Genomic DNA, 26,870 nt, shown 5'->3' with positions numbered 1-26,870 from the left:
GACTGCGGAAGGCATAGGAAATTCTTAATGTTCTTATCTAATAACAGAATTTTATCTGAGCAGTAGGTTAAGCCCGGCATTTTCCCATTCCTTGACCAAGCCTTTTTTTTATGCTAAAATAGCACGAATTTATAGATTTCGGAGTATAATGCGTGGAAGAGATACAAACTAAGGAAGGCGGAGCCGTAATTCCGATTCCTATCGAAAATGAAGTAAAAAGAGCCTACATAGATTATTCAATGTCAGTTATAGTAAGCCGAGCCCTGCCCGATGTAAGGGACGGCCTAAAGCCCGTTCACAGGCGAATTCTCTATTCAATGGAAGAAAAGGGTTTACGCAGTTCAGGCCCCACCAGAAAGTGTGCTAAGATTGTAGGTGACGTATTAGGAAGTTACCACCCTCACGGCGACGCTTCGGTCTATGATGCCCTAGTCCGCCTCGGACAGGACTTCTCTCTACGCTATCCGGTCATTTATCCTCAAGGAAACTTCGGAACCATAGGAGGCGACCCGCCCGCTGCTTACCGATATACGGAAGCCAAGATGGCCAAAATCGCCGAAACCATGGTCGAGGACATAAAAAAAGAAACCGTCGATTTTATTCCGAACTTTGATGATTCTACAAAAGAACCGACCGTTCTTCCGGCAAAATTTCCCTTCTTGCTTGCAAACGGTTCAAGCGGAATTGCAGTCGGTATGGCAACCAACATGCCGCCCCATAACTTGCGCGAAATAGCCGATGCCGTTTCGGCCTACATAGACAATCCGGAAATCGAAATAGACGAGCTTTGTAAATACATGAAGGGCCCCGACTTTCCGACCGGCGGAGTCATCTATGGAAGGAAGGGCATAAAACAAGCCTTTAAAACCGGCCGCGGAAAAATATTGGTACGCGGTAAATTTACAATTGAGGTCGATAAAAAGGGAAAAGAAACTATAGTCTTTACAGAAGTTCCCTATCAGGTAAACACAACCACCCTCGTATCCCGCATCGGGGAATTAGCCCGCGAAAAAGTTATAGACGGAATCGCAAACGTAAACGATGAAACTTCCGATAGAACAGGCTTGCGTATTGTTATAGAGTTAAAGAGGGGGGCAATTACAAAGGTAGTATTAAACCAGCTCTTTGCAAAGACAGCCCTTCAATCTTCCTTCGGAGTTATAAACCTAGCCCTTGTAAACGGAAGACCGGAAACCCTCAACCTAAAACTTCTTGTAAAATACTTTGTAGAGCACAGGGTCGATGTAGTTACCCGCAGAACAAAATTCGATTTACGCAAGGCGGAAGAAAGGGCTCATATCTTGGAAGCCCTAATCGTTGCCATCGACAACATAGATGAGGTTATCAAAATAATAAGAGCCTCCCGCGATACTCAAACGGCAAAAAACGGCTTGATGGAAAGATTCGGCTTTGATGATGTCCAAGCTCAGGCTATTGTCGATATGCAGTTAAAGCGTTTGACAAGCTTGGAAATTGAAGACCTCAGAAAAGAATTGCAGGAATTGCAGGTTTTAATCGCTCACTTAAAAGATCTTCTTGCTCATCCCGAAAAGATTTTAGCCTTAATAAAGGAAGAAACTACAGAGATAGCCGAAAAGTTCGGCGATGAGCGCAAAACCGATATTGTAGCCGATGAGGTTGAAGAGCTCAATATCGAAGACCTTATCAAAAAAGAAGAGATGGTTATCTTAATTTCCCACCTCGGGTATATCAAGCGTATTCCGGCCACGGCCTATAAGAGCCAAAACAGGGGCGGCAAGGGTTCCAATTCCGCAAACCTTGCAGAAGACGACTTTTTGGACCAGATTTTTACGGCCTCAACCCACGATTATATTATGTTTATCACAAATGCGGGAAAAGCCTACTGGTTAAAGGTGCATGAAATACAGGAAGCAAGCAGAACGAGCCGCGGCTCTCACATAAAATCCCTTCTTTCAGTTTCTTCCGATGAAGAAATTACGGCAGTCGTTTCTTTAAAAGAATTTGACGATAAGACCTATTTATTGATGGCGACCGCAGGCGGTGTTGTAAAAAAAGTTACCACTGACAATTTTGCAAATGCAAAAACCCGCGGAATCATTGCGATAAAACTGGATGAGGGCGATAAGCTTGTAAGTGCAATTCTTACAGGCGGCAAGGATGAGATTATGCTCATAACCCGCCGAGGTCAGGCCCTCCGCACAAGCGAAGAAGACATCCGCTCACAAGGCCGTTCTTCCCGCGGTGTTACCGGAATAAGGCTTTCTTCAGAGGATGAGCTTACGGGAGCACTCCGCGTAACGGAAAATCAAAAGATGCTTGTTATGACAGAAAACGGCTACGGCAAGCGCGTAGAGTTTTCGGAATTTTCCGCTCACGGAAGAGGAACCGGCGGACAGCGTATCTACACCCTTTCCGAAAAAACAGGAGAGGTTGTCGGCCTTCTTACCGTCTTTGATGACGATGAGGTTGTCTGCATAACCGGACAGGGAAAAACTATCCGCATAAGCGTAGACTCTGTAGGTACCATGGGAAGAGCTGCACAGGGTGTAAAAATATTGGATATTGAAAGTCCCGATATGCTTATCGGGCTTGATGTTGTAGCCCGCGATGAAGAATAGGGGAAAATTATGAAAAAATTTGCGATTATGGGCTTGGGAACCTTCGGTGTACGGATGCTCGATGAACTTATCAAAATCGGTGCCGAAGTTATCATCATCGACCAAAACAAAGAACTGATCGAAATGTATAAACCTAAGGCATCTTCGGCAGTTGTGATAGAAGAAATAAGCGAGCTTTCGGTGCGTAAAATCTTGCCTTCTAAGGTGGATACCGTAATCGTAGACTTTAGCCGCAAGGTGGAGCTTTCCGTAATCAGCACGACAATTTTAAAAACGCTCGGCATTTCAAACATTGTGGTGCGAGCCCAATCCGATGAACACGGAAGGCTTTTAAAAACCGTCGGAGCTACCAGAGTAATTTATCCCGACAGTGAGGCCGCAAAAAGAACAACTCCTATTTTAGCCGCAGACCTTCTTCTTAAATTTATGCCTATTTCAAAAAATCTTGCTCTTGCAGAAGTCGGAGTGGAAGCACGATATGTCGGTAAAAGCCTTGCAGAATCAAATATCCGAAAAGACATGGGGGTAAACATTATTGCCCGCCGAAAAAAAGAAAGCGAAGACTTTATTTTTATGGATGACCCCGAGTATAAGTTTGAAGAAGATGATGTTCTTTTGGTTGTTGCCTCCGAAGAGCACATCTATAACTTTTCCGGCGGAAAGATAAGTTTAAAAAATAATTCCAAAAAAGATGGAGAGATAAAGCCGTCAATCTTTAAAAATCTTTTTTCTTCAAAAAAATTATAATTGACAATTGGGAGATTGCCGATTTAAAAGCCTAAAGGAGAGTGTGCTGCTATGGAGAATCTATCCGGCTCGAAGTGTACTTGTGATGAAACTGATCTGCAATTAAAACCTAAAAAAATATCAATTAAGTTATGGAAGCTGGCCTATCCTACGATGATTTCCGCAGGCTTGCAAAACTTTTACGACATTGTAGATATGGTTTGGGTCGGGCAAATATCGAAAACAGCTCTTTCGGGTGTTACCCTCTTTTCTTCCATATATATGCTTTTTACTATTTTAAATGAGGTCGCAGGTGCAAGCTCCGTTTCGATGATTGCTCAAAATTACGGGCGGGGCGATATGGAGAAAACTCAGCGCATTGCAGAGCAGACTATCAGTTTTAAGGTTGTGCTTGCCGTAATATCGGGCATTCTTTTAGCTCTTTTTTTAAAACCGATTTTGTGGTTTTTTCTTCCGGATCAGGAGGTTTTAAATTCCGCTTTAGAATACGGCTGGCTTAGGATATTTTTTATTCCCGTTATGTTTTCTTCATATTCCGTAAATACGATTTTTAGATGTACAGGGGATGCAAAAACTCCTCTTCATATTATGATAATATCCACTATCATAAACTTGGTCTTAGATCCTCTTTTTATGTTCGATATAGTTCCCGGAACAAGTATCCCGGGCTTAGGAATGGGAGTCTTTGGAGCGGCTCTTGCAACAGTCACAGCCCGAACTATAAGTTTTTTATACGGCTTTTTAATTCTTATTAGCGGAAAAAGAAAGATTAAGATCAGTTTTAAGGGACTTTTTAGACTCGATAAAAAGATAGACTTAGATCTTTTACTCATAGGTCTTCCTTCAGGTATTAATTCCCTTGTACGCACCTTTGCTCAAGTAACGATTATGAAGTTTGTTACTGTTTATGGAGCTGATGCTGTTGCTATTGCCGGTGTAGGAGGAAAGCTTTCTCAGTTTGCCTTTATGCCGATTTTCGGATTTAATATGGGCGGAGCAACTTTGGTGGGCCAAAGCCTCGGACGGGATAATGTTAAGGAAGCAAAGCTCACTTCTAAGATAAACGCTTTTATGTCAGCCTCTGTAGTGGGAATTTTTGCAGTCATAATTATGGGAACGCCTCAAACTTTTTTAAGGTTTTTCTTTCCGAATGATCCGGCAATGCTTTTGCAGGGAAGTGTGATGCTTCGTATATTTTATCCGTCCTTTATAATTTTATCTGCAAGTCTGGGGCTTGCTGTGGTTTTTTCGGGTTCAGGACATACTCGGCCGATGCTTTATTCTACCTTGGGATCCCGCTGGTTCGTTCAGATTCCGTTTTTATTTTTGGTTGTAAATATTTTGCACCTGCCCTTATTTGCCGTTTGGACCTCATATATTTTTTTCGGAGCTGGCCGAGTTTACGGTTATTTTATATCACTACCGCAAAGGCCTGTGGTGTAATAAGAGGGTGTAAAATTTGCTGAGTTATCGTCACGGTTTTCATGCAGGAAATCAGGCCGATGTTTTTAAGCACTCGGTTCTTTTTTCTTTTTTAAAACTTTACACGCAAAAGCAAAAACCGTTTACTGCTTTCGATTTAAATGCAGGGGGTGCTTCCTATAATCTTTTAAGCGAGTGGAGTTTAAAAACCGGCGAAGCGGAAGAAGGGATAATCCGTCTTTTGGATTTATACAAAAAAGAAAAACTGCATCTTCCAATTCCTGAGGACTTTAAGTCCTATTTGGATTTTTGCTTAAAAAACTATGATGAAAATTCCTCTTATGCCGGCTCTCCCGAAATCATCCGTTCATTTTTACAAAAAGATTCTAATTTAATCTTATGCGATTTACATTCTGCCGAAGCCGAAAAATTAAAAGAGCTTTACAAACATATAGAAAATGTTCATGTGCACAAAAGGGATTGCTATGAGGCAATTAGAGCCCTTACCCCGCCTTTCCCTATCCGCGGTTTTGCCCTCTTTGACCCCAGCTATGAAGTCGATTCGGACTATACCGCGATTGCAGAAGCTGTTGAAAAGGTATGTAAAAAATGGCCTGTAGGAATCTTTATAATTTGGTATCCAATATTGAATCACAAAACCGAAGTATGTGCAAATTTAAAAAGCCGGATAGGCAAAGCTGCAAACGGTAAGATGTTGAATTTTGAGGTCAAGCATTTTTCAAGTAAGATAGATACTGAAAGCGAATACGGCCTTCAAGGCTCAGGCCTTTTAATCACAAATCCTCCCTGGGGCATGGAAGAAAGGGTAAAGGGAATTTGTGAGTATGTTGAGAGGGTGGGTGCAGTTTAGGTTGAAGATTGGCGGGATTTGTGGTATATTTAGAGAAAGAAGGATATGAAAGGAAAATAAATAAGATACAACATGGAATCAAGACACCCTCAAATAGTAAATGTAAGAACTTTGCTTACTAATGATAACTTGAAGATACCCAATTACCAACGTCCATATAAATGGACAACAAAAAATGTCAATCAACTTATTGATGATATTTTAATTCATAAGGATCAATCTGAATATCGTTTAGGAACTCTTGTAGTTCACAGTCATGATAATGTTGCTGATATCGTTGATGGGCAACAGAGGACAATTACATTGACCTTGATCGCTTATGCAATAATTAAAAAACAGAATAAAACTCCAGAAGAAGAACAGGCACTAAAGAATTTTGAACCAAAACTTTTGAATTTATCATTTGTTAATAATATTTCAAAAGCAAATATACAACGCAATTACAAAACGATTGAACGGCGAATTGCTGATTTTGATGGAAATATAATATTGTTCTTTTTGAATAAATGTACCTTGGTTGAAGTTGTTTTAAGTGATGTTTCAGAAGCATTTCAGTTTTTTGATTCTCAAAATTCAAGAGGTAAAGACCTTGAGCCGCACGATTTACTAAAAGCATTTCATTTGAGAGAAATGAATAAGTGTTCAACAGAGGAAGAACGCAAAAAAGTTGTTGCACATTGGGAAAGTATAGATACAGCGGAACTTGCAAAATTATTTTCTCAATACTTATTTAGAATTAGAAATTGGAGTAAGGGACATTCAGCTCGATATTTTTCAAAAAATGATATCGAAATCTTCAAAGGTGTAAGTCCCAATATAGATGAAAATTATCCTTTTGCAGTAATGCTTCGCATTGTTCACTTGTATGTTGAAGATTACAACCGTTCTTATCATAGAAATATTGATAAACAAGAAATGATATTTCCTTTTCAAATAGATGAAACTATCATAAACGGAAAACGATTTTTTGAAATGATCAAATATTATCAAGGAATGATTGATGACTTGAAATCAACAGAAATGAAGGAGAAATATCCTGTATTAAATATGATAAAAACATATGCTGGTAGTTTTCGCACAGGAGACAAATATATTCGCAACTTATTTTACTGTGGCTTAATTTATTATATGGACAAATTCGGTGATAAAGATTTAGCAAAAGCGATTGATAAAATCTTTATTTGGGCATATTCACTGCGCCTGAAATTAAAGGCAGTTGGACTTGATTCGGTTGATAATTTCGCTCTCAATAAAGGGGAATATTCTCAGATACAGTTATTTAAAAAAATCAAGGAAACAGTAAATCCAAGCGACATACTAAACTTGCAACTTGAAACTTTAAAAGAAAACAGGTCAAGCAAAACAGAAAAAATTGTGGAACTCTTTAAGGACTTAAAATATTATGACTGATAAACAACCAAAATATTACAGCATTAAAGCGTTATTCAGTTCAGATGAGTATATAATTCCAATCTATCAAAGGAATTACGAATGGACAGAATCTCAAATAACCCAGATTATTCAGGACATTGCAGATTATATTCTTAAAAGCAAAAACACAGAGAATAAACCGAAATACTACATTGGTTCGTTGATCGCGTATGAAAGAAAAACGGAAGGTGGTGTAATCTATGAAACCATTGATGGGCAACAACGTTTAACAACATTAACCATATTGTTGACCGTAATTAAAAAAGAGCATCCAAAGATTGATTTGTCTTGGTATAACAAGCTCAATTTGTCTTTTGATAGCCGTAAAATTGCCTCAAATACGCTTTCATATCTCTTTAATGGAGAAAGTTTAGATACTGAAGACTGTAACACGGCTATCCGACAAGGCTATTATGATGCAAAAAAATCATTGGCTAAAATATTAACTGATAATCGCTTAACGATAAATGATTTTTGCGATTATTTTTTTGAAAAAGTCACAATATTACGTGTTTTAGTTCCGGAAGATACAGATTTAAATCACTATTTTGAAATCATGAATAGTCGTGGGGAACAGTTAGAAAAACATGAAATCTTAAAAGCTAAAATGCTTGAAATTTTGGAAAATGACAATTTGAAATACGCTTTTAACTTGATCTGGGAAGCAACTTCAAACATGGAAAAATATGTTCAATACGGTTTTTCACTTGCACAGAGAAATGAGTTATTTGGTAAAAATGATTGGAATAATTTTGTGTGCGAAGTTGATGATGTTTATCAGATTTTACAGAATCCGACAATCAACCAAACTAATGAAGACGCTTCAACAATAAATCAACTCCTTGCAGAAACGCCAAAGCAAATTTCTGACAATTCAAGTACTACGGATGAAAATCCCGATAGATTTAATACAATTATCAATTTTGAAAATTTCCTACTTCACATTTTAAGAATACAAGTAAAAGATGATATCCCGTTAGATGATAAGCAGCTATTGGAATTATTTACCCCCTTTTTAAAAAAGGGAAAAGAATTTGTAAAACAGTTCGGTTACAATTTATTGAAAGGTAAGTTTTACTTTGACAAGTATATTATAAAAAGAGAATTTGCAAAAGGTACAGACCATTGGAGTTTAAAGCGTCTTAAATGGTATGATAATAATAAAGTAAGTTATGTAAATACCTTTGATGTAGACAATGTAGAAACCAATGATGGTATAAATAGAGAAATTTTAATGTTGCTATCAATGTTTCACGTTTCAAATCCAACTTTGGTTTACAAACATTGGTTAAATGCTTCGCTGAAATTTGTTATGGAACATACCTCTTTCGATGCAGAAACTTATAAAGTATATCTGGAAAATCTTGCAAAAGCATTCTTAAAAGATCGATTTTTAGCAAATGATCCAAAAGATTATTTTGAAATAATTTATACAAATAACGGAAACCCAAAAAATTCTGAAACAGATATTGATATTAACAAACTAAATCAAGGAACAGCTGTTGATAATTTTATTTTCAATTATCTTGATTATTTGTTATGGCAAGATTACAGAGCCAACAAAAGCTATTTCACGATTAAAGATAGTCAAGCATTTACAGACAATCGTATAAGAGATTTTGAATACACATTTAGAAGTTCTGTTGAGCATTATTATCCTCAGCACCCTATTGATGAGAATTTAATTTTAACAGGAGATGATGAAAAATGGTTAGATAATTTCGGGAATTTGTGTTTAATTAGTAGTAGTAAAAATTCGCGTTTGAGTAATTTTATGCCAGCAGCGAAGAAAAATTATTACAGTGGAAGCTCGACAATTGACAGCATAAAACAACGCATTATGATGGAGTATGATACTTGGAATACAAATATTACAAACAGTAATTCAATAGAAGCTCACGGTAAAAAAATGATTGAAATACTGATCAAAACGTAGTTTTTTGGAAGACAGTTGAAAATTTCAATGTTATAGAAAACAACCAACCTTTTTTGTTTCCTAAAATCCGTCTATCCCGCTTATTATTCCTCCGGCTTCTATTTCTTTTTTGCCGAAATAGTAGGAGCTGATAATCGAAGCACTTAAGCAGAGGCTGTAAAAGATAAAAAAGCCCCAATTAAATGAAAGCAAAAAGTTTAAAACAAAGACCTCATCAAATCGTATAATTAAAATTGCAGCAAAAGCCAAAAAGAAAGGGATTGCTTTTAGGAGCGGCTTGATCAAAAACCCGCCGGCCTCTTTATAAAAAAGATTTGTGGTTGTGTTTGAATCGGCACCGACGGATTTAAAAAGAGCAAACTCATTTTTTCTCGTTCTTAAATTAAGCATAATTGCAGAGTAACTGTTTATGCAGCCTGCAAGAAGAACCAATAATAGGAATGAAAAGAAAACCGCTTTAAAAAAATTGTTGCTGCTTTCGGCTGAAAGTTTTTCGATAAATATGTCTGACTGCCAATACATATTTTCTCCACGGAGAGCCGGCTTCATTATATTCTCGATAGTTTTGCGTAAAGGAACGATGCTTTCTTTTTCCGTTTTTAAAAAGAGAGAATATAAAAGTCCGTCACGGAAGAATTCTGCATTTTCCTTATCAAAAGCAATTTGTGCATTGCGGAGCCTTTCAGCCTTTTCAATCGGCAAGATTAAAAGGACGGAATATAGAGGAGCCTTTGTTTCTATTAAACCGGTATCGTTTATAGTTTTTCCGATAATAATTGGAAAGAGAGTTTTGAAGCTATGCTTTTTTTCTGCTTCTGTAACCGGTTTTGATTTTTTTTGCAAGGAACAATGTATTTCTTTTATATTTGAATCGAGGAGAGGAATAAATTGAGAATTCCTATATGGAATGCGCCAATCTTTTTGCACACGGTTTACAAGAATTGCCTTATAAGAATCTTCCGCATAATAAGAAGCCTCGTCTTCTCCTATAGAAGCTAAAAGTTTTTTAAAGGTTTCATTATCAAGCCCGTAGATCTTTGCATTAAGCTTTTTATTTTTACCTTCCTTCCAAAAATATCTTCCTTGATGTTTTTGTTCAAACCAAGACTCTTCTTTAAACTGAGCGGAAACATCTTCATCGGAACAGATGAACCACGAATCTAAAGATACATAATAGTAAGATGATAAACATTCTTTCAAGTTTTGAATGGGATAAAAAATATTTTTAGCGGAACAGTCGAATTTTTCATCTTCATTTACCAAACAATAACCTACCTTTATCTCATCCTTTGATTCATAATATTTATGATCTTCCCGAATAAAATTTACGGTAATTAAGGTCAATAGGGTAAAGAGTAAAACGTATGAAATAAAAATTGCATTGCTTGTGCCTCTAAAGGTTCTAAAATTATTTTTACGGTTTTCTTTTTTCCAAGCTCCATCGGCAAAAACTTTTCGTTTATGTTTTTTTGATTTTTCGATGTTGCCCTTTAAAGAATCGATGATGTTTATTTTTGAAAGTCTGACAGCCGGTATAAGTGACGCTATGAGTACCGTTATAAAAGAAAATAGTATAACAAGAATAACCGGTAAGATGCCGAATTCGTATTGCGGCATCGAAAAAATATCGGTGTTTTCTGCCATAGCCGAATTTGCAATCCTATTAATTTGTTTAAATAAAAAAACATTAAAACCTATACCTGCAAACACACCTGTCAAGATAGGCGGAATACTTAAAAGAACAGCTTCCAATAAAATGCTATGAAAGATGTGTCCCTTACCGGCTCCGATGCTTTTTAACATGGCTATTTGTTTAATTCTTTTTGCTGCCCATACTTCAAAAATATTGTAGATAAGATAAACGAAGATAAGGGTTAAAATAATGAGCCCTATTAAAAACTTTAAAATTAAACTTTCCATTTCGGATCGTCCCTTGCGTAAGGGATCTTTTATTCCGTACATATCCAAAAGCGGAGTGTTTATAAAAATTTTATAGCTTCCGTCTTTGTTGCGTTCAAATTCTAAGTTTTCCGTAATTTCAAATAATTTTTTATAGGCATTTAATTTTGAAGTTAAAAAGATATTCACAGAAACTCTTGCATCGTTTTTTAATGAGGCAGGATTAAAAAGATAAAATCCCATTGATGCTCTTTGGTTTATACCGGGAAAGTTTAAAAAAGAACCGCATATTTTAAAAGAGACTTCCTTTTCTTCGATAAATTCTTCGCCGCTTATGGGAGAATCAAAGGCTAAAAGTTCATTGTCCTTATACATTCTTTTACCCAAACTCATCCTTATAGTGTCTCCTATTTTGAGATTCGGATTTTGACTTAAAAAGAGATTGTTTACAATTATTTCGTTCGGGATTTGAGGGAGCCTTCCTTCCGTTATAAATTCATCAGGTGAAAACTCATCCCAAAATCTTTTGTCTCCGCTTCTGATAAAAATATAATTATCTGAATTGTTGCCTTTTAATTTACCGCAATAAGCCGGCTCTTCAAGGCTTATGGATTTTACATTTTGGTTTTGCTCTACTATACCGACCTTGTCCATCGGAATATCATAGGTTTGAGCATCCCAAGGGCTTATCTTTTTTATTGCCTTAAAAGAATCCATTAGAATACTGTAGACAAAAAAGACGTAAGCGTTTATTAAAACTACTGCAGCCGTGATAGAAAGAAATAAGGCGACTCCGCTTTTTCTGTTTGCTTTTACATAATTTGAAGTGTATTCTCTGATAATGCTCATAAAATTCCTCCATCTTCTATTTTGATAATTCTATCGGCTTCTAAGGCAATTCTTTCGTCATGAGTTATCATAATAATTGTCTGCTTATAGTTTTTATTCGATAATTTTAGTAAGCCGATAATTTCATCGCTGTTTTTTCTGTCCAAGTTTCCCGTCGGTTCGTCTGCTAAAAGAATCGAGGGACGATAAATTAAGCTGCGCGCAATAGCAACCCTTTGCTGCTGTCCGCCTGAAAGTTCACTTGGAAAAGAATTAAGCTTTTCTTTTAAGCCTAATACCGACACAATTTCATTAAAGTAATTTTGATCGGGAATTTTTTTATCAAGCAGGATGGGCAATAAGATATTCTTTTTTACTGATAAGTTGGGAATCAAGTTAAAGAATTGATAAACGAGGCCTATCTTCCTTCTTCTAAAAAGAGCCAAGTCCTTTTCTTTTAAGCCGGAAATATCTTCCTCGTCTATGTAGACCGTACCGGATGTCGGCCTGTCCACTCCGCCCAAGATATGCAAAAGCGTTGACTTCCCTGAACCGCTTGAGCCCATCACCGCGACAAATTCTCCGCGGTCGATTGAAATATTTACACCGTTTAAGGCCTTTACCTGATTGTTATAAATCTTTGTCAATTTTTCCGTTTTTAATATCTGCATAAGTCCCTCCTGAATTCTTTTTTTTCACTGCCTTATGATAATCTATAATTGTGATAAATTTATGACAAGAGAAGAAAAATTTAAAATAATTTTGAAAAAAAATTTATTCTTTATAAAATTTAACAATAAAAGCTGTACCCGATTTTGTGTTTTCGGCTCGGATTTCGGCATTGTGTTTTTTTAAGATAGTTTGGCTCATCGCAAGGCCTATGCCGAAGCCCTTGCCCTCATTTGTGTTGCTTTTATAAAAGCGGCGGAAGATGTTTTTTAAGTCGGAAGCCGGTATTTCGGGCCCGTCATTTTCAAAAGATATGTGGGTGTAAACTGCATTTTCTTTTGCAGAAATAGAAATATTTTTTACTTTGGGGTACAAATCCGAAAAATTTTTTAATATGTTTAAAAAGGCTTCGGAAAGCCAGTAAAAGTCTCCTGATATTGTAATTCCGTTTAAGTCCAGCTTAGGCAAAAGCTCCTTTATTCTTAAATCATCTTCAATGCTTTCCATAGAATGGATTAAGCATTCTTCAAGTAAAAATACTTCCTTTTTCATTTCAATACTTCCCGAATCAAGGCGGGCAAGTTTTAAAAGTACCTCCGTTAAATTTTCCAGACGGCTAATTTGTTTTTTTATTTTTTGAAAAGCTTCAGTCTCTAAAATATTATTATCGGTCTTATTATCTTCTAAAAGTTCGAGCATTAAATTTATCGAAGTAATAGGTATTTTAAGTTGATGAGCTATGTTTTCAAGATTTTCTTTATATTCTTCTTTGTCGTTTAAGGCAGCTAAACGGGTTTCTCGCAAAAGAATAAGGCTCTTATATATTGAATCTTCCAATAAAGAAAACTCATCTTCTTTTTCTTTATAGAATTTATAATCTCCTTTTTGGATTTTTTCTGCCGCTGAAAGAATTGAAGCTATTCTTTTATTTAATTTTTTATTCTTGTGCCGATTGTAAACTAAAAATAATGCTGCCGTTGTTATTGAAGCCAGACTGCAAAGCAAAACAAGATCATAAACCTTGTTTTTAAAAATAAAAAAGTCTTTTATGTATCCGTGCTTTTTTAAAATCTCTTTTCCTTTTTCTTCTTGACTTCTGTTTTTATTTTTTAGGCTTGAAAGTAAAATTTTTTCAATAGATTTATCCGAATTATCGGATTTATCAATAGCTCCGATTATCTGTGCTAAACTAAAATAAAAATTGTTTTCATTTATCTTGTAAATAAAGATTATAAAAGAATTTACACAGAGTAGAATTATGAGTAAAAAACAAACTCCGGTCTTGGTATAAATTTTTTTCATAGTTCAAGCCTATAGCCTATTCCGTGAATCGTTTTTAATAAAGGCTCATCCAGTTTTTGTCTAAGCCTCCTTACGGTTGCAGTCAAGGTGTTGTCGTTTACAAAATTATCTTTTGAATCCCAAATTAATTCCAAGAGGCGGGGACGGGTCAAGGTCTGGTTTGCATTTTCCATAAATAAAAGCATGAGATTAAATTCCTGTGAGCTTAATTCTATTTCTTTTTCATTTTTAAAAAGCCTCTTTTGGTTTTTATCAAGCTTATATTCATCCAAAACAATAATTTCATTTGCAGAATGCCTTGTTCGGCGTAAAACCGCATTTATCCTTGAGTGTAATATTGAGAGTTTAAAAGGCTTTGTAATATAATCCTCAGCACCAAGATCTAATCCTTCTACAATATTTTTTTCATCGTTCTTCACCGTCAAAAAAATTATGGGAGTATCCGTCTCAGATTTTATATATTTAAGCAAATCTCTTCCATCCCCATCAGGTAAATTAATATCCAAAATTATTAAGTCGAAATCTTCATTTAGTTTTTTCTTTGCTTGGGCAATAGAACTTGAAAGAGTAAGTTCAAAATTCCTTTTGGATAAATACTCCTTTATACCGAAGGCTATATCTTCGCTGTCCTCAACCGATAATATTTTTACAATTTTTTTTGACATAATAAAACTATAGCAGAATAAAAATCGGCAGTCAAGTATAAAGAATTAAAAGTAACAAAACCTAAGATAAGAATCCAATTTTTATACTAGACAATTTATAAAAAAACTACTAAAATGACTATGTGTACTAAAAAAATAGTTTTTTAAAGGTACCCTATACACATGATATGGAGAAACTTATGAGTGTATCATTTTATATTAACAACAAAAAAACTTTTTTAAAAGCTAAAGCTCCTATGAAGTTAAAAGAATGTTTAGGATTTTCTTCACAAAAGATAGAGCAATTTGCTTTTGATGAAACACAAAATAATTTCGATTTAGAAAAATTCTATAACTCGTCTGTTGCCGATTATGAATGTTTACTATGCGGAGTATTCGGGAAAAGCTCCCGCGGCTTTGAACTTTCTTTTGATAAGGAACTCAATCATTATGCTGTGCGGGTTTTCACGCCGAGCACACGCGAAGATTGGCAAATTGCTCTTACCTATATCAAAGATTTAGCTAAAAAATTGGGAAGTGATATTGTCAATGAAAGAGATGAACATTTTACCGCTGCGAATATCGAACAATTTAATTATCCGGAGGATATCTTATTCGGAATAAAATCTTATTTTGAAAACAAAGATACGGATGAATACATCAGTTTTGGTATTTTCCGGGAAGCGGCTTTTAACCGTAAGATTGTAGAAGGATTTTTAAATTCCAAGAATCCGATAGAGGCATTTAGTAAATTCTTTAAGGACATTCAGTATTTAGACGCTTTTTCGGCAAACCAAATTTTTTTTGAAGATAATAACACAAAAAGAAATTTTGAGCATTCTAAAAAAAGAGTCAAGATAAAAATGACTTACCGCTTAATCTCAAAATGACTAAAGCTCATGGTAAATGAAGCCCTCCCCTGAGTGGCTGAACGGAGGTCGGTGGAAAATCCGAACATCTTTGCCATGGGAGCTTGGGCGTGTACAATGTCTGTACTTGCCTTTGAGTCCATACTCGAGATTAGACCTCCCCTCTGGGTAATCTGACTCATGGCGTCTCCTACAAATTCTTTGGGGCTCATAATGTCTACAGCCATCACGGGCTCCAAGAGCACGGGGTCGGCTGAACTGCAAGCGTCGTCAAAGCACTTTGCGGCGGCGGCTTCATAAGCAAAGGGGGTTGCCGTAAGTTCGTCGTATTTTACCGAAACCAGTTCTACCTCAATGTCAGTGCAAGGATAACCTACCTTAATTCCCGAACTAAAACAGCCTTCGATAGAACGCTTAACGGCTTCTAAAAGCTCTTCGGGAAGAGCATTAGTGCTGCCCGAACCGGACTTTTGGAAGGTCTTGACTTTTGAAACAAAGCGGTTTCCGCTTCCACGCTCAAGGGGGCGGACGGTGAGTGTAAGCTCGGCCTCGTTGTCTTTTCCGCCCAGCTGCTTGCTGTATTTTTCGGTTTGAGTTTTTTCTGCGGTGATAGACTCCCTGTAAGTAACCTGCGGGTTTCCGACTCTGGCTTCTACTTTAAAGTCATCCAACATTCGGCGAGTTAGAACATCTATATGGAGTTCTCCCATTCCCGAAATTATAAGCTGTCCGGTCTCGCTGTCTTCGCGGCTTGTGAAGGTCGGGTCTTCCTTTGAAAGAATTTCCAAGACCTCTTTTAAGCGGTCGCTTTCCGATAAGCTTTTAGGTTCTACCGAAACGGAAATAACGGGTTCGGGGAATTGCATGGATTCAAGCAAGAGGGGCTGACCCTCGGAGCCCAGGGTATCTCCTGTCTGCGAAAGTTTCAGCCCGATAAAAACGGCTATATCTCCGGCCTGAACGGAATCCGTTTGTTCCGATTTATTTGAATGCATACGCAAGATTCTGTTTACGCGTTCCCTTTTCTTTTTTCCTGTGTTAAAAACCTGATCGCCAGATTTTATTTTTCCCGAATACATTCTGACATAGCAGAGGCTTCCTGCATCCTTGTCGTATTGAATCTTAAATACAAGGCCTAAGGGAGCTCCTTCTACCTTGCACGGAACCGAGACCTTTTCTTCCTTTTTGGGATTGAGAGCCTCTGCCGGAAGAACCTCGTCGGGGGCAGGTAAAAAGTCTACAACCGCATCGATTAAGGGCTGAACGCCTATATTCCTTCTTGCCGATCCGCACAAAAACGGAATATAGCTTTGATTTAAAACGGCCTTTCTGATTTCTTTTTTGATAAGCTCTTCGGGAACTTCTTTCCCTTCAAGGATGAGCTCGGTGATTTCGTCCGAGGCTGAAGAAATAGTATCGAGCATTTTTTCGCGCCATTCTTCCGCCAAGGCGAGGCGGTCTTGGGCTATGTCGGTATACTCGTATTTTTCGCCCTCGGTTGCGGCATCCCAGTGAATCTCCTTCATTGAAATAAGATCGATAACTCCCTCAAAGCTGTCGCTTGCCCCGATAGGAATTTGAACCGGCACAACCTCAACTCCGAATTTTTCGTGCACATCTTTTAAGACTGCAAAAAAGTCGGCACCGATTCTGTCCATCTTGTTTACAAAACAAATACGCGGAACCTTGTAGCGGTCAGCCTGATGCCAAACGGTTTCGGTTTGGGGCTGAACTCCTCCGACTGCACAAAGAACTGCAACTGCTCCGTCCAAGACACGCAAGGAGCGTTCTACCTCGGCCGTAAAATCTACGTGCCCGGGTGTATCGATTATATTTATCTGAAAATTTTTCCAATAAGTGGTGGTGGCGGCACTTTGGATAGTGATTCCCCTGTCCTGCTCTTGGGCCATCCAGTCCATGGTTGCTTGACCGTCATCTATTTCGCCTATCTTATGAATTTTTCCCGTGTAAAATAAAATACGCTCGGTGGTGGTGGTTTTTCCCGCATCTATGTGAGCCATTATTCCTATGTTCCGCATCTTATCAAGCATTTTCACATTCTCCAAAAATCTTATTTAAGCGAAAATAATAGCAAAAAAATCAAAAAAAAACAATCGGGAGCTTTTAAATTTGTCAGATTCTTTCTATAGAGATACCTGAAAGCTCATTTGCCTTTATAAACATATCCTTGATGATTCTATAAGAACCTAATCCGGCAAACAAAAAGCCAAGAACTAGACTAGGAAGAATAGATTTAATAAATTCCGGATCGAAAAAAAAGACCGGAGAGAATTTTATAAAAGATAAAAAGTCTAAACCGGCTTCTTTTTTGACGGCTAAAAATAAACCTATATATTCAGCAAAAAGCAGGGCAAAAATTATAGCAAAGATATTTATTATAGCCCCTACCTTGGTTGCCTTTCCTTTTCCAAAATTATAACCATAAAATGCAGAGTAGGCTATAAAATAGCCTGCAATGGACGCATAAAAACCGAAATAACCTATTAAGATCCAAGCTGCAGAGCCGAGTAGAGCACCTATGATGCAGCATAAGGTTCCGGTTAAATAATTATTGGGTTCATTGTTTACTTTTTCCATCTTCATTTTAAAATTTTCTGCACACTCAGAACATAAAAAGGTTGGAACACCCTTAATTTTATAAGTATTTGTTTCTCTTGTTTTAGTACATGAAAAGCAAACATCTTTTGATTCTAATTCTGTTAGAAGAGCTGAAAGATCTTTTAAAAAAGATTCAAGTTCAAAATCAGCATCACCATAGGAATAAGTTAAGGATAATAAATCTTCGTCCATATTAAAGGTTTTTACCCTTCCCATCTTTTTTTGTTCATCTAAAAAAGTGAATAACTCTCCCTTTGATCCGCTTACGGCACAAGAGGTTTTAAGAGCAAGCTCTTGATCGGTTAATTTATCTTGTCTAATAAGAAATTTATTATTACCTATACTTCCTGTCCATATACCGTTTATATCTTTAAAAAATAGGCGATTAAGTAGTTTCTCCATATTGTCTGTCATTTAATATCTCCAAATATTTTATCGGACTTTATTTTATCAAAAAATAAAATAAAGAGCAAGCTAAAGATTCTTTATCTCACATTATGTTTAAAGCTCTCATGGATATATCTTTTATTAAAAAATATTACAAAATTGATTTCCGTGGCGGTAAATATAAAACTTGACATAGTATATACTATGGTATATACTTATTGTATGGGGGTATTATATGGAAACGGCAAAATTATTTCGAAACGGCAGGAGTCAGGCAGTCAGGTTGCCTAAAGAATATAATTTTTCGGGAACTGAGGTTTTTATACGGAGAGCCGGAGAATCTGTTATTCTATTCCCAAAAAACAAAGAGTGGGAAACATTTTTAGAAGGCTTAAACGGGTTTACCGATGATTTTATGGTAGAAGGAAGATGTCAGCCTGATTTGCAGGACAGGAAAGATTTATAATGTATTTATTGGATACGAATATCTGTATATTTCTTAAAAATAAAAAAAGTCCTAATGTTCTTCAAAAGATTAAAGAGAATAAACACTTAGGGATTTACATCTCAAGTATTACCGTAGCAGAATTACAGTTCGGTGTATATAATAGCAAGTATGTAGAAAAAAATCGAATATCATTAATAAAATTTTTGACACCATTTTCTATTTTAAATTTTGATGATAGAGATGCTCAAGAATTCGGAAAAATAAGAACATCCTTAAAAACTGAAGGTAAAATTATTGACGCCTATGATATGTTAATTGCAGCACAAGCTATAGCGAAAAATTTAATCCTTGTTACCAACAATACAAAAGAATTTTGCCGAATAAAAAACTTGAACCTAGAAGATTGGAAGTAAGGCTTACTCAATCCTTCTTTTTATTCGAATTTGAAATAAGCCCTTGAGCGAAACAAAGTTTATATGTTATAATAGAAGAGTATGCAAGGTTACTTGCGGTAAATATTTTTTGAAGAGGTGAATTATGGATAAAATAAAACTTGAAAGAATGAAAAACGATAAGGGTTTTATTGCGGCATTGGATCAAAGCGGCGGAAGTACTCCTAAAGCTTTGGCTGCTTACGGAGTTCCCGAAACTGCTTACTCCAATGAAGATGAGATGTTTGATCTTGTTCATGCTATGCGCACAAGAATAATCACAGGTAAGGCTTTTAATTCCAATAATATTTTAGGTGCAATTTTATTTGAGCAAACAATGGAGCGAGAAATTGAGGGAATGCCCACAGCCGACTTCTTATGGGAAAAGAAAAAGATTCTCCCCTTTTTAAAGGTCGATAAGGGTCTTGCAGAATTAAAAGACGGCGTTCAGCTTATGAAGCCGATACCCAATTTGGATGCTATGCTAAAGCACGCTGTAGAAAAGCACATTTTTGGAACAAAGATGCGCTCGGTTATAAAGGAAGCAAATCCCCAAGGTATCAAGGCTGTTGTAGATCAGCAATTTGAATTGGGTATTCAAATTGCAAAAGCCGGTCTTGTTCCTATTATCGAGCCTGAAGTAGATATTAAATCACCCGACAAGGCTAAGTGTGAAGAAATCCTCAAAAAAGAATTGGAAGAACATCTTAAAACCTTGCCGAAAGACTTGCTTGTAATGTTTAAGCTTTCAATTCCGACACAGGAAAACCTTTACGAGGAATTTACAAAGCATCCTCAGGTAGTTAGAATGGTAGCCCTTTCAGGCGGTTATTCCAGAGACGATGCAAACAAGCTTCTGGCTAAAAACCGAGGTATGATTGCAAGTTTCTCCCGAGCTCTCGCCGAAGGTCTTTTTGCAAATCAAAGCGATGATGAGTTTAACGCAACCTTGGAAAAAACCATCAAGGGCGTTTATGAAGCTTCAATAACATAGTTTTAAAAAGAGCAAGGTTTATCAGCCTTGCTCTTTTTTTGTAATCAGTTTTACGAGCTGCAGCTTTCACATTCTTCGACTTCGAGGGAGCGGCTGCGTACATAATAGATTGATTTAACACCTTCTTCCCATGCCTTTATGTACAATGAAAGAACCTTACTGAAAGTAAATTCGTTTGTTATGTAGAGGTTTACCGATTGAGCTTGATCGATGTGGCGTTGGCGTAGGCCTGCTGCCCTTATGCTCCAGTTCTGATCAATATTGTGGGCATTTTTATAAAGCCAATAGGTTTCTTGTGAAAGAGAGGGCGCAACCCTCGGCATTAGGGAACCTTTTTTTTCCTCTAAAAAATACTTATTCATAATGGGGTCTACGCCGGCAGTTGTGCCTGCTATGATCGAAGTCGAGCTTGTAGGGGCGACAGCCAAAAGATAGGCATTCCTCATTCCGTTTGATTTTACTTCCTCTGCGAGAGCCTTCCATTTTTCGTCAACATAATTCCGTTTTTCAAAATAGGCACCGGTTTGCCAGTCGCTGCCTTCAAAGTAGGAATAGGAGCCTTTTTCTTTTGCAATTTGAGAGGAGGCCTTGACGGCGGCATAGTTGATTTTTTCAAAAACCTTGTCGGCAAATTCAAGGTGCTCTTCACTTTCCCATGCGATGCCGTTTTTTGCAAGGGCATGATGATAGCCTGAAGCGCCCAAGCCGATTGACCTGTACCTGCTGTTGGTAATTTGTGCATACGGAATAGGATAAAAATTTAAGTCTATAACATTGTCCAGGGCCCGTACTGCCGAAGAAACTATTGTGTCAATTTCTTTTTCATCGTTTATGTCAATGTTTCCCAGAACGAGAGAGGCGAGGTTACATACGACAAAGTCTCCGGGGATGGTAGTTGTTGCAACGACTGTGTCTCCGTCTTCAGTTTTTATTTCGATGCTCTTATGTTTTATCTCGCTCATGTTTTGGGAAATTTCGGTGCACAGGTTTGAGCAATAAATCATTCCCTTGTGAGGGTTGGGATTTGTTTTGTTAGCGTGGTCGCGGTTAAAGGCAAAGGGTGTACCCGTTTCTACGGCAGACTTTAAGATTAAGCGTACCAATTCTTTTATAGGGATTTCTCTTTTGCTGATACGGGAATCGGCAACGCAGTCCCTGTATCTTTTTTCCCACTCTTCTCCGTAAAAATCTTCGAGGGCATAGCCCTTGGTTTTTAAAATTTCGTGGGGGCACATGAGATACCAAGAAGCATTTATATCGTCGCGTACGGTTTTCCAAAAAAGGTCGGGATACGAGACTGCGGGGAAAACATCGTGGGCCTTCATTCTGTCGTCGCCGTTATTTGTGCGGAGCTGTAAAAATTCCGGAATGTCCTTGTGCCATACATCGAGGTAGACGGCGACCGAGCCCTGCCTTACGCCGAGCTGGTCAACGGCAACAGCTGTATCGTTTGCAAGTTTTATCCAGCGGATAATTCCGCCCGCCGCTCCCATAAAGCCGCGGATGGGCGAGCCTACGGCCCTAACCTTTCCGAAGTAAAGTCCCATTCCTCCTCCGAATTTTGAAACCTTGGCAAAGTTATCTATGCTGCGGTAAATACCGTCAAGAGAATCGGGGACCGTATCTATAAAGCATGAAGAAAGCTGATGATATGGCTTTCGGGCATTTGAAAGGGTGGGGGTAGCCATCGTAACCTTTAAGGAACTGGTCATATCGTAAAAACGCCTTACCCATTCCATCCGGTTCGATTTTTCTTTCATAGCTAAGTGAAGGGCGATACCTAAAAACATTTCCTGAGGCGACTCAAGGACGACATTTGAATGAGTGTGAATAACGTAGCGGCGTAAGAGGAGGTCGAGGGCACTGTAGGTAAAAAGCTTGTTTCTTTCTTCATCTACAAAGGAGGCGGCTTCTTCCAATTCGGCACGTGTGTAGGTCTCGCAAATATAGGCCCCATAGAGACCCTCGTTTTCAAGATATTTTATTTTTTCATAAAAAGAATTAATCTGACGCTTTTCAAGCTCGGTTTTTAGTTTTAAGTTAAATTGAAGCATTAAAAGGCGGGCTGCAATAAATTCCCAGTTTGGTGCATCCTGAGCGGTCAGCTCGACGGAGGCCTTGATGAGCATGGCAAGGGATTCGGCCTCGCTCATATTTTCTTTTCTAAAAGAAAGGAATTTATGAGAGAGCAGGTTAAGGCTGTACTCGTCCGAGGTAAAATCATTTTGAATCTCGGTAAGGACGCTCTGAATTTCTATCGTAGAAAAAAAGCGGCTTATCGTTTGGCGCGAATCCCGCCTCTTTGTGCGGCCTACCCTGTAAAGGATGAAGTTTTTTACTTCCGCATAATAGTTGTGTTCTATCAAAGTCTTTTCGACCAAGTCCTGAATCGTTTCTACATGGACAAGGCTTCCGCTTTTGGTAAGCTCCAAGATGTCTTCTTCTATTTCCTTTACCAGAGGCGGGATGATTGTATCTAAATCGGTATGCGGAGAATCTTCCACACTCTTAAAGGCAGCTCTAATCGCTCCTTCAATTTTTTCAGGCTCGTAATTTTTAGTTTCGCCGTTTCTTTTTATGATTTGCATTTTATTGTTCCTTGCAAGCATAGTTAGGTATAGATTCAAGAACTGCTCGATCTATGCTTAAACTACGCTATATGTTGTATGTTTTATTGATTTTCGGCGATTATAACACAACATATAGCGTATGTCAAGGATTGCCTTTGTGCTTGTTTACTAAACTTTTACGATAAACTATAGAATTGGTAAATTTGTATCGATAGATTGACATGTTCCTATAAATAACCTATACTCTCTCTTGCATCCCGAATTGCGTTAGACGCACGCAAAAGGAGAGGAGTTATGGTAATTCGTATGAATATGTACCAGTCGCTCGGTTTTGCAATCGCTTGGTTGCTGGTCGGTCGATTCATTAAGGCGAAGTTCGAGTTTTTTCAAAAGTATTGTATACCTGCCCCAATCGTGGGCGGCTTTTTGTTTGCGCTGATTTCGTTAGCACTTCACGCAGCAAAGGTACTCGACTTCGAATTTGACACAACCCTGCAAACCTATTGGATGGTAATGTTTTTTACCTCTGTGGGCTACAATGCAGGGTTTTCGATTTTAAGAGACGGCGGGAAAAAAGTTTTTGTCTTTTTGGCTGTGGCTGTAGTTTTTGCAATTTTGCAAAATGTAACGGCTCAAGGAGTTGCAAGGCTTATAAACTTTTCTCCGATGCTCGCCGTCATGCTGGGTTCAACATCCTTTACGGGAGGCTTCGGTACAGCGGCCTCCTTTGCACCGATTGTTGATCCCGAAAGCACCTTGGGAGCCTTATCCCTCGCAGTAGCCGTTCCCACCTTCGGCTCTTTGATAAGCTCCATCTTAGGCGGCCCGGTCGGAGACCGCCTGATAAAAAAATACGGCTTACAGCCTTCAAATGCCAATGAAAGCGTAAGGATCGATGAATCGGGTAATATTATAAAAACAACAAAGGTTGTTAAAAAAATAGAAGCCGTTCATCCGAGCTTTATAAAAAGGCTTTTCTTTAACCCTACAAAAGGCAGGGAAGAAGCTCAAGAAGTCGTAACCGTTCAAGAAGAAGTTATCCACAAAGCCTCCGCAAAAGGTGAAGTCGATAACTCTACAACCAGTTCAGAAAAGCATCTTAGCAGTGAAAAACTGTTAATGTCATTTATGCTTTTAGTTCTGGCCTCAGGTTTTGGTCTCTTTGTTACCAATTATCTCAATTCTTTGTCGCCCAAATTTAAATTCCCCATTTATATCGGAGCGATGATTTGTGCTGCCGTTATCAGAAACATTGCAGATACTTCAAAAAAATTCAAGATTAATATGGATGAAATTGATGCACTCGGAAATATTTCTTTGAATATGTTTTTGGCTCTCGCCCTTGTTTCGTTAAAACTTTGGCAGCTTGTAAGTTTGGCTGTTCCTCTGATGATTATTTTAAGTGCTCAAATCGTTCTTCTGTATTTTTACACACGCTTTGTTACCTTTAAGGTTATGGGCGGAGATTACGATGCAGCGGTAATTACGGCGGGACACATCGGTTTCGGTTTTGCCGCAACCCCTAACGCCATGGCTAATATGGGCTCTATATGCGAAAAATACGGTTATTCAAAGATAGCCTTCTTTGTCGTTCCTATAGTCGGCTCCTTATTTATTGATTTTTTCAATATAATGATAATTGGTATTACCATAGGCTTGGCCGGATAGGTTTAAAGCTGCTTTTATAAAATCTTAAGATTTCTTAAAGCGTTTTAAAATTATGCCGGCGGTTCGGTCTTTTGTTATAAGCAAAAGACCGGCCCCAAGCCCCGCAAAAATAATAAAAGAAATAAAAAGCGGAACTCCCTGACCGATAATTTTTCCGAATGAAGCAAACGGAGAATAAATCTTATCCTTTAAAAAATAAAGCGGAATTGAAGCAATAATCGAAAAGGCAAATATTTTTGTTATAAATAAAAGAGCCGGAAAGATGAGTCTTTTTACATCCAGAGCCTTGTTCCTTTTTAAGAAGAATAAAAGGATGACCGTGTTTATAAATGAAGCTATTGTTAAGGCGAGGGCTACTCCGTTTCCGCCCATGGGGCCTACCAAGATAAGGGCAAGCAGGATATTCACGGCAAAGCAGATTATTCCTGCGATTGTCGGCGACTTTGAATCGCTTTGGGCATAAAAAGCCGGTGCGATGATTCTGTTTGCAGCGATTGCAAAAAGTCCGATTATGTGAAAGTTAAAAATTCCCAATGTTAATTTTACCGAAGTATCATCGAATTTGTTGCTCTTATAAATGAGGATAATTAAATTTTCTCCCGACAAAAGAGAGAAAAAGGTTGCCGGTATTGTGATTAGGGCTATCACCTTTATTGCCTGCAATAATACTGTTTGAAAGGCTTCCCAATCTTTGCGTAAGGCCAGAGCCGACATTTCAGGGAGAATTACCGTGCCTATCGAAACTGCGAAGATTCCGAGTAATAGCTCTTGCAAGCGCAAAGAGTATTGTAAGCTCGAAGCTATTCCAAGCCCTGCCGAGGTTGCAAGCGAGGTGGAAACTAAGTCGTTTATCTGATAGGCGGCCATGCCGATTATGGTAGGGCCGATAAGGGCAAGCACTTTTTTTGTTCCCGGATTTGAAAGGGTTTTTGCAAGGCTTGTGAATTTAAAACTAAAGCCTGTTTTTAGAACAAAGGGAAGCTGAAAAACAGCCTGAACAAGACCGCCTGCAACAACACCGTAGGACATTGCAACAGCAGGATCTCCGAAGGGTTTTGCAAAAAGATATGTTGAACTTATGACGATTATGTTGAACAAAATAGGCGTAAAACCTGAGGGGGTAAAAATCTTTACTCCGTTTAAGATGCCTTGAAAAAAAGCTGCAACGGAAATTAAAAATAAATACGGAAACATTATCCGCGTTAAAAAAACGGTAGAATCATAATCTGCGATATTCTCAAAAAAGATTTTTACTATCAGCGGAGAAAGCACAATGCCCAGTGTTACAACAACGGCAGTTGCAAAACTTACAAGGGTAAAAATAGAACTTAAAAACTCGTTTATTTCTGTCTTTGTGCTTTCGGATTCTTCCGCATCCTTGTGCTTTTTCAGGTAGGCATTAAAGGTCGGAATAAAAGCAACGGTTATACTGTTTTCGGCAAATAGCCTCCTAAATAGATTGGGCAGCATAAAGGCTGTAGCAAAGGCATCCGCCAAGGGCCCCGTTCCCAAAAAAATGAGACATAGTCATCTGGCGGACAAGCCCTAAAATTCTTGACCCAAAAACCAAAAGAGAAAGTTTTGATCCGCTTTTTACGAGAGATTTGTTTTTATTTTCAACCTTATCCATAACAATCAAGGATTATACAGGCTTAGGGTGTGTAATGCAAGGGCATCCTCTGCTTGGTACGGCTTACACATGAAAAAAAATATCCGATACTAAAGTATGAAAACATTAAAAGAATATTTTAGCGAACTTAATAATAATCGTCAGTCGGGCAAAGTAAATCATCTAAGTGAATAAAATATTGGTAATAGCATTGTGTTCCGTTTGTAGCGGGGTTCAAACTGTGTTTGAAATAGGGAATTTGCCGAAGTAAAAAAGGATTGGCTAAAAAATTAGGTAGGACTATTGTTAGAAAATGGAGTTCGTTCGAACGACACTATATGAAGAGTCCTTGCGATGATAAATCCCACACAATTTCAAGTTTTTTTATCTCATGGATTGAACAATCCCTTAATATTCCAGAAGGTTCATAAATTCACATTGATGGAAAAACATTACAGGGAAGTGCAAATGAACAAAGTAGAGGTATTCATTTGGTAAGTGTATTTTCTCACGAAGCAGGAGTTGTACTCGGACTAATAAAATTAAAACAATCGATAATTACTATAGACTCTATGGGTTGTCAAAAAGAAATTGCAAAGAAAATCAGGCGGCAACATATAATGACGTAAAAGATTATTTTTCTATAGTAGAAGACAAAGATTTTCAAAAAATACTTTTAAGACTTGAAACCTTGGATATCGGGCATAGTAGAGAAGAAAAAGAGAATATTTTCTTTCAACTAATCTAAACCGGTTTGAAGATAAGAATAAATTGGCAAATTTAAAGAGTTTTGGAATAGTCAAAAGCGCTTTAAGGAGTAAAGGCAAACAATACATTGAAAAGCGTTACTTTATTAGCAGTATAGAAAATATAAATAAGTTTGTAACAGCAGTAAGGATACATTGGACAATAGAAAACACCTTACA

General features: G+C 37.7%; 18 protein-coding genes and 2 pseudogenes. 12 read left to right on the top strand and 8 right to left on the bottom strand.

Translation table 11 applies throughout. The annotated features are described in order from the left end of the window. The first annotated feature begins 152 nt into the window (after positions 1-152). The 6 genes and pseudogenes from gyrA to E4O00_RS13145 all read left to right on the top strand — a co-directional run bounded on the left by gyrA (position 153) and on the right by E4O00_RS13145 (position 9,007). Positions 153-2,600 (top strand): DNA topoisomerase (ATP-hydrolyzing) subunit A, encoded by a 2,448-nt coding sequence (gene gyrA, locus E4O00_RS13170; RefSeq protein ID WP_253677806.1) that lies wholly within the window; start codon positions 153-155, stop codon positions 2,598-2,600. Positions 2,601-2,609: 9 nt separating this feature from the next. Next, positions 2,610-3,347: a potassium channel family protein gene (locus E4O00_RS13165; protein WP_253677805.1), complete on the top strand. Its 738-nt coding sequence runs from the start codon at positions 2,610-2,612 to the stop codon at positions 3,345-3,347. 51 nt (positions 3,348-3,398) lie between these two features. Further along, positions 3,399-4,803: pseudogene (locus tag E4O00_RS13160) on the top strand (MATE family efflux transporter). Positions 4,804-4,806: 3 nt separating this feature from the next. Next, on the top strand, positions 4,807-5,640 hold the full coding sequence (gene rlmJ / locus E4O00_RS13155) for a 23S rRNA (adenine(2030)-N(6))-methyltransferase RlmJ (protein WP_253677803.1): 834 nt from the start codon (positions 4,807-4,809) through the stop codon (positions 5,638-5,640). A gap of 72 nt (positions 5,641-5,712) precedes the next feature. Then, entirely contained in the window at positions 5,713-7,050 is a 1,338-nt protein-coding gene (locus E4O00_RS13150) for a DUF262 domain-containing protein (protein ID WP_253677802.1), read from the top strand. Next, positions 7,043-9,007 carry a GmrSD restriction endonuclease domain-containing protein gene (locus tag E4O00_RS13145; RefSeq protein ID WP_253677801.1) on the top strand — a complete coding sequence of 655 codons (1,965 nt, stop codon included), beginning with the start codon at positions 7,043-7,045 and terminating at the stop codon, positions 9,005-9,007. Before E4O00_RS13150 ends, E4O00_RS13145 begins: the two co-directional genes overlap by 8 nt. A gap of 60 nt (positions 9,008-9,067) precedes the next feature. On the opposite strand, the gene E4O00_RS13140 is transcribed toward E4O00_RS13145, so the two are convergent. The 4 genes from E4O00_RS13140 to E4O00_RS13125 all read right to left on the bottom strand — a co-directional run bounded on the left by E4O00_RS13140 (position 9,068) and on the right by E4O00_RS13125 (position 14,370). Then, the gene (locus tag E4O00_RS13140; RefSeq protein ID WP_253677800.1) at positions 9,068-11,755 is read right to left on the bottom strand and encodes an ABC transporter permease; all 2,688 of its coding nucleotides are present in this window, start codon (positions 11,753-11,755) and stop codon (positions 9,068-9,070) included. Continuing rightward, on the bottom strand, positions 11,752-12,405 hold the full coding sequence (locus E4O00_RS13135; protein ID WP_253677799.1) for an ABC transporter ATP-binding protein: 654 nt from the start codon (positions 12,403-12,405) through the stop codon (positions 11,752-11,754). The genes E4O00_RS13140 and E4O00_RS13135 overlap by 4 nt, the downstream gene beginning before the upstream one ends. A gap of 103 nt (positions 12,406-12,508) precedes the next feature. After that, positions 12,509-13,705 (bottom strand): sensor histidine kinase, encoded by a 1,197-nt coding sequence (locus E4O00_RS13130; protein WP_253677798.1) that lies wholly within the window; start codon positions 13,703-13,705, stop codon positions 12,509-12,511. After that, positions 13,702-14,370 carry a response regulator transcription factor gene (locus E4O00_RS13125; RefSeq protein ID WP_253677797.1) on the bottom strand — a complete coding sequence of 223 codons (669 nt, stop codon included), beginning with the start codon at positions 14,368-14,370 and terminating at the stop codon, positions 13,702-13,704. Before E4O00_RS13125 ends, E4O00_RS13130 begins: the two co-directional genes overlap by 4 nt. 179 nt (positions 14,371-14,549) lie before the next feature. Here E4O00_RS13125 and E4O00_RS13120 point away from each other — a divergent pair, with 179 nt between their 5' ends. After that, the gene (locus tag E4O00_RS13120; protein WP_253677796.1) at positions 14,550-15,239 is read left to right on the top strand and encodes a DUF4299 family protein; all 690 of its coding nucleotides are present in this window, start codon (positions 14,550-14,552) and stop codon (positions 15,237-15,239) included. On the opposite strand, the gene fusA is transcribed toward E4O00_RS13120, so the two are convergent. Further along, positions 15,218-17,269 (bottom strand): elongation factor G, encoded by a 2,052-nt coding sequence (fusA, locus tag E4O00_RS13115; protein ID WP_253677795.1) that lies wholly within the window; start codon positions 17,267-17,269, stop codon positions 15,218-15,220. The genes E4O00_RS13120 and fusA overlap by 22 nt on opposite strands. An 82-nt stretch (positions 17,270-17,351) precedes the next feature. Further along, the gene (locus E4O00_RS13110) at positions 17,352-18,251 is read right to left on the bottom strand and encodes a hypothetical protein (protein WP_253677794.1); all 900 of its coding nucleotides are present in this window, start codon (positions 18,249-18,251) and stop codon (positions 17,352-17,354) included. Between the two features lie 208 nt (positions 18,252-18,459). Here E4O00_RS13110 and E4O00_RS13105 point away from each other — a divergent pair, with 208 nt between their 5' ends. The 3 genes from E4O00_RS13105 (at position 18,460) to E4O00_RS13095 (ending at position 20,097) form a co-directional block, all read left to right on the top strand. Next, a complete protein-coding gene (locus tag E4O00_RS13105; protein WP_253677793.1) occupies positions 18,460-18,690 on the top strand; it encodes a type II toxin-antitoxin system antitoxin VapB in 231 nt (76 codons plus the stop codon). Continuing rightward, a complete protein-coding gene (locus tag E4O00_RS13100) occupies positions 18,690-19,085 on the top strand; it encodes a type II toxin-antitoxin system tRNA(fMet)-specific endonuclease VapC (RefSeq protein WP_253677792.1) in 396 nt (131 codons plus the stop codon). Before E4O00_RS13105 ends, E4O00_RS13100 begins: the two co-directional genes overlap by 1 nt. Before the next feature lie 124 nt (positions 19,086-19,209). After that, a complete protein-coding gene (locus E4O00_RS13095; protein WP_253677791.1) occupies positions 19,210-20,097 on the top strand; it encodes a fructose bisphosphate aldolase in 888 nt (295 codons plus the stop codon). A 50-nt stretch (positions 20,098-20,147) separates the two neighbouring features. On the opposite strand, the gene E4O00_RS13090 is transcribed toward E4O00_RS13095, so the two are convergent. Continuing rightward, positions 20,148-22,685 carry a ribonucleoside-diphosphate reductase subunit alpha gene (locus E4O00_RS13090; protein ID WP_253677790.1) on the bottom strand — a complete coding sequence of 846 codons (2,538 nt, stop codon included), beginning with the start codon at positions 22,683-22,685 and terminating at the stop codon, positions 20,148-20,150. Between the two features lie 276 nt (positions 22,686-22,961). On the opposite strand from E4O00_RS13090, the gene E4O00_RS13085 reads away from it, so the two are divergent. Further along, positions 22,962-24,335 (top strand): sodium/glutamate symporter, encoded by a 1,374-nt coding sequence (locus E4O00_RS13085; protein ID WP_253677789.1) that lies wholly within the window; start codon positions 22,962-22,964, stop codon positions 24,333-24,335. Positions 24,336-24,359: 24 nt separating this feature from the next. Here E4O00_RS13085 and murJ read toward each other — a convergent pair. Next, positions 24,360-25,965, bottom strand: a pseudogene (gene murJ, locus E4O00_RS13080) (murein biosynthesis integral membrane protein MurJ). 556 nt (positions 25,966-26,521) lie between these two features. On the opposite strand from murJ, the gene E4O00_RS13075 reads away from it, so the two are divergent. Next, positions 26,522-26,692, top strand: coding sequence for a hypothetical protein (locus E4O00_RS13075; protein ID WP_253677788.1), 171 nt, complete (start codon positions 26,522-26,524; stop codon positions 26,690-26,692). The last annotated feature ends 178 nt before the right edge of the window (positions 26,693-26,870 follow it).

This window comes from Treponema sp. OMZ 788 (assembly GCF_024181245.1).
In the GTDB taxonomy this organism is placed as follows: Bacteria; Spirochaetota; Spirochaetia; order Treponematales; family Treponemataceae; genus Treponema_B.
The sequence above is the reverse complement of the archived record's forward strand: the minus strand, read 5'-3'. Positions and strand labels throughout refer to the sequence as shown.

What these genes read in the sequence shown, in the direction of transcription:
- E4O00_RS13100 (WP_253677792.1), top strand. Translation starts at nt 18,690, where the DNA reads ATGTATTTATTGGATACGAATATCTGTATATTTCTTAAAAATAAAAAA.
- E4O00_RS13105 (WP_253677793.1), top strand. Translation starts at nt 18,460, where the DNA reads ATGGAAACGGCAAAATTATTTCGAAACGGCAGGAGTCAGGCAGTCAGG.
- E4O00_RS13150 (WP_253677802.1), top strand. Translation starts at nt 5,713, where the DNA reads ATGGAATCAAGACACCCTCAAATAGTAAATGTAAGAACTTTGCTTACT.
- fusA (WP_253677795.1), bottom strand. Translation starts at nt 17,269, where the DNA reads ATGCTTGATAAGATGCGGAACATAGGAATAATGGCTCACATAGATGCG.
- E4O00_RS13165 (WP_253677805.1), top strand. Translation starts at nt 2,610, where the DNA reads ATGAAAAAATTTGCGATTATGGGCTTGGGAACCTTCGGTGTACGGATG.
- E4O00_RS13145 (WP_253677801.1), top strand. Translation starts at nt 7,043, where the DNA reads ATGACTGATAAACAACCAAAATATTACAGCATTAAAGCGTTATTCAGT.
- E4O00_RS13120 (WP_253677796.1), top strand. Translation starts at nt 14,550, where the DNA reads ATGAGTGTATCATTTTATATTAACAACAAAAAAACTTTTTTAAAAGCT.
- E4O00_RS13125 (WP_253677797.1), bottom strand. Translation starts at nt 14,370, where the DNA reads ATGTCAAAAAAAATTGTAAAAATATTATCGGTTGAGGACAGCGAAGAT.
- E4O00_RS13140 (WP_253677800.1), bottom strand. Translation starts at nt 11,755, where the DNA reads ATGAGCATTATCAGAGAATACACTTCAAATTATGTAAAAGCAAACAGA.
- E4O00_RS13110 (WP_253677794.1), bottom strand. Translation starts at nt 18,251, where the DNA reads ATGACAGACAATATGGAGAAACTACTTAATCGCCTATTTTTTAAAGAT.
- E4O00_RS13135 (WP_253677799.1), bottom strand. Translation starts at nt 12,405, where the DNA reads ATGCAGATATTAAAAACGGAAAAATTGACAAAGATTTATAACAATCAG.
- E4O00_RS13095 (WP_253677791.1), top strand. Translation starts at nt 19,210, where the DNA reads ATGGATAAAATAAAACTTGAAAGAATGAAAAACGATAAGGGTTTTATT.
- E4O00_RS13130 (WP_253677798.1), bottom strand. Translation starts at nt 13,705, where the DNA reads ATGAAAAAAATTTATACCAAGACCGGAGTTTGTTTTTTACTCATAATT.
- E4O00_RS13085 (WP_253677789.1), top strand. Translation starts at nt 22,962, where the DNA reads ATGGTAATTCGTATGAATATGTACCAGTCGCTCGGTTTTGCAATCGCT.
- E4O00_RS13090 (WP_253677790.1), bottom strand. Translation starts at nt 22,685, where the DNA reads ATGCAAATCATAAAAAGAAACGGCGAAACTAAAAATTACGAGCCTGAA.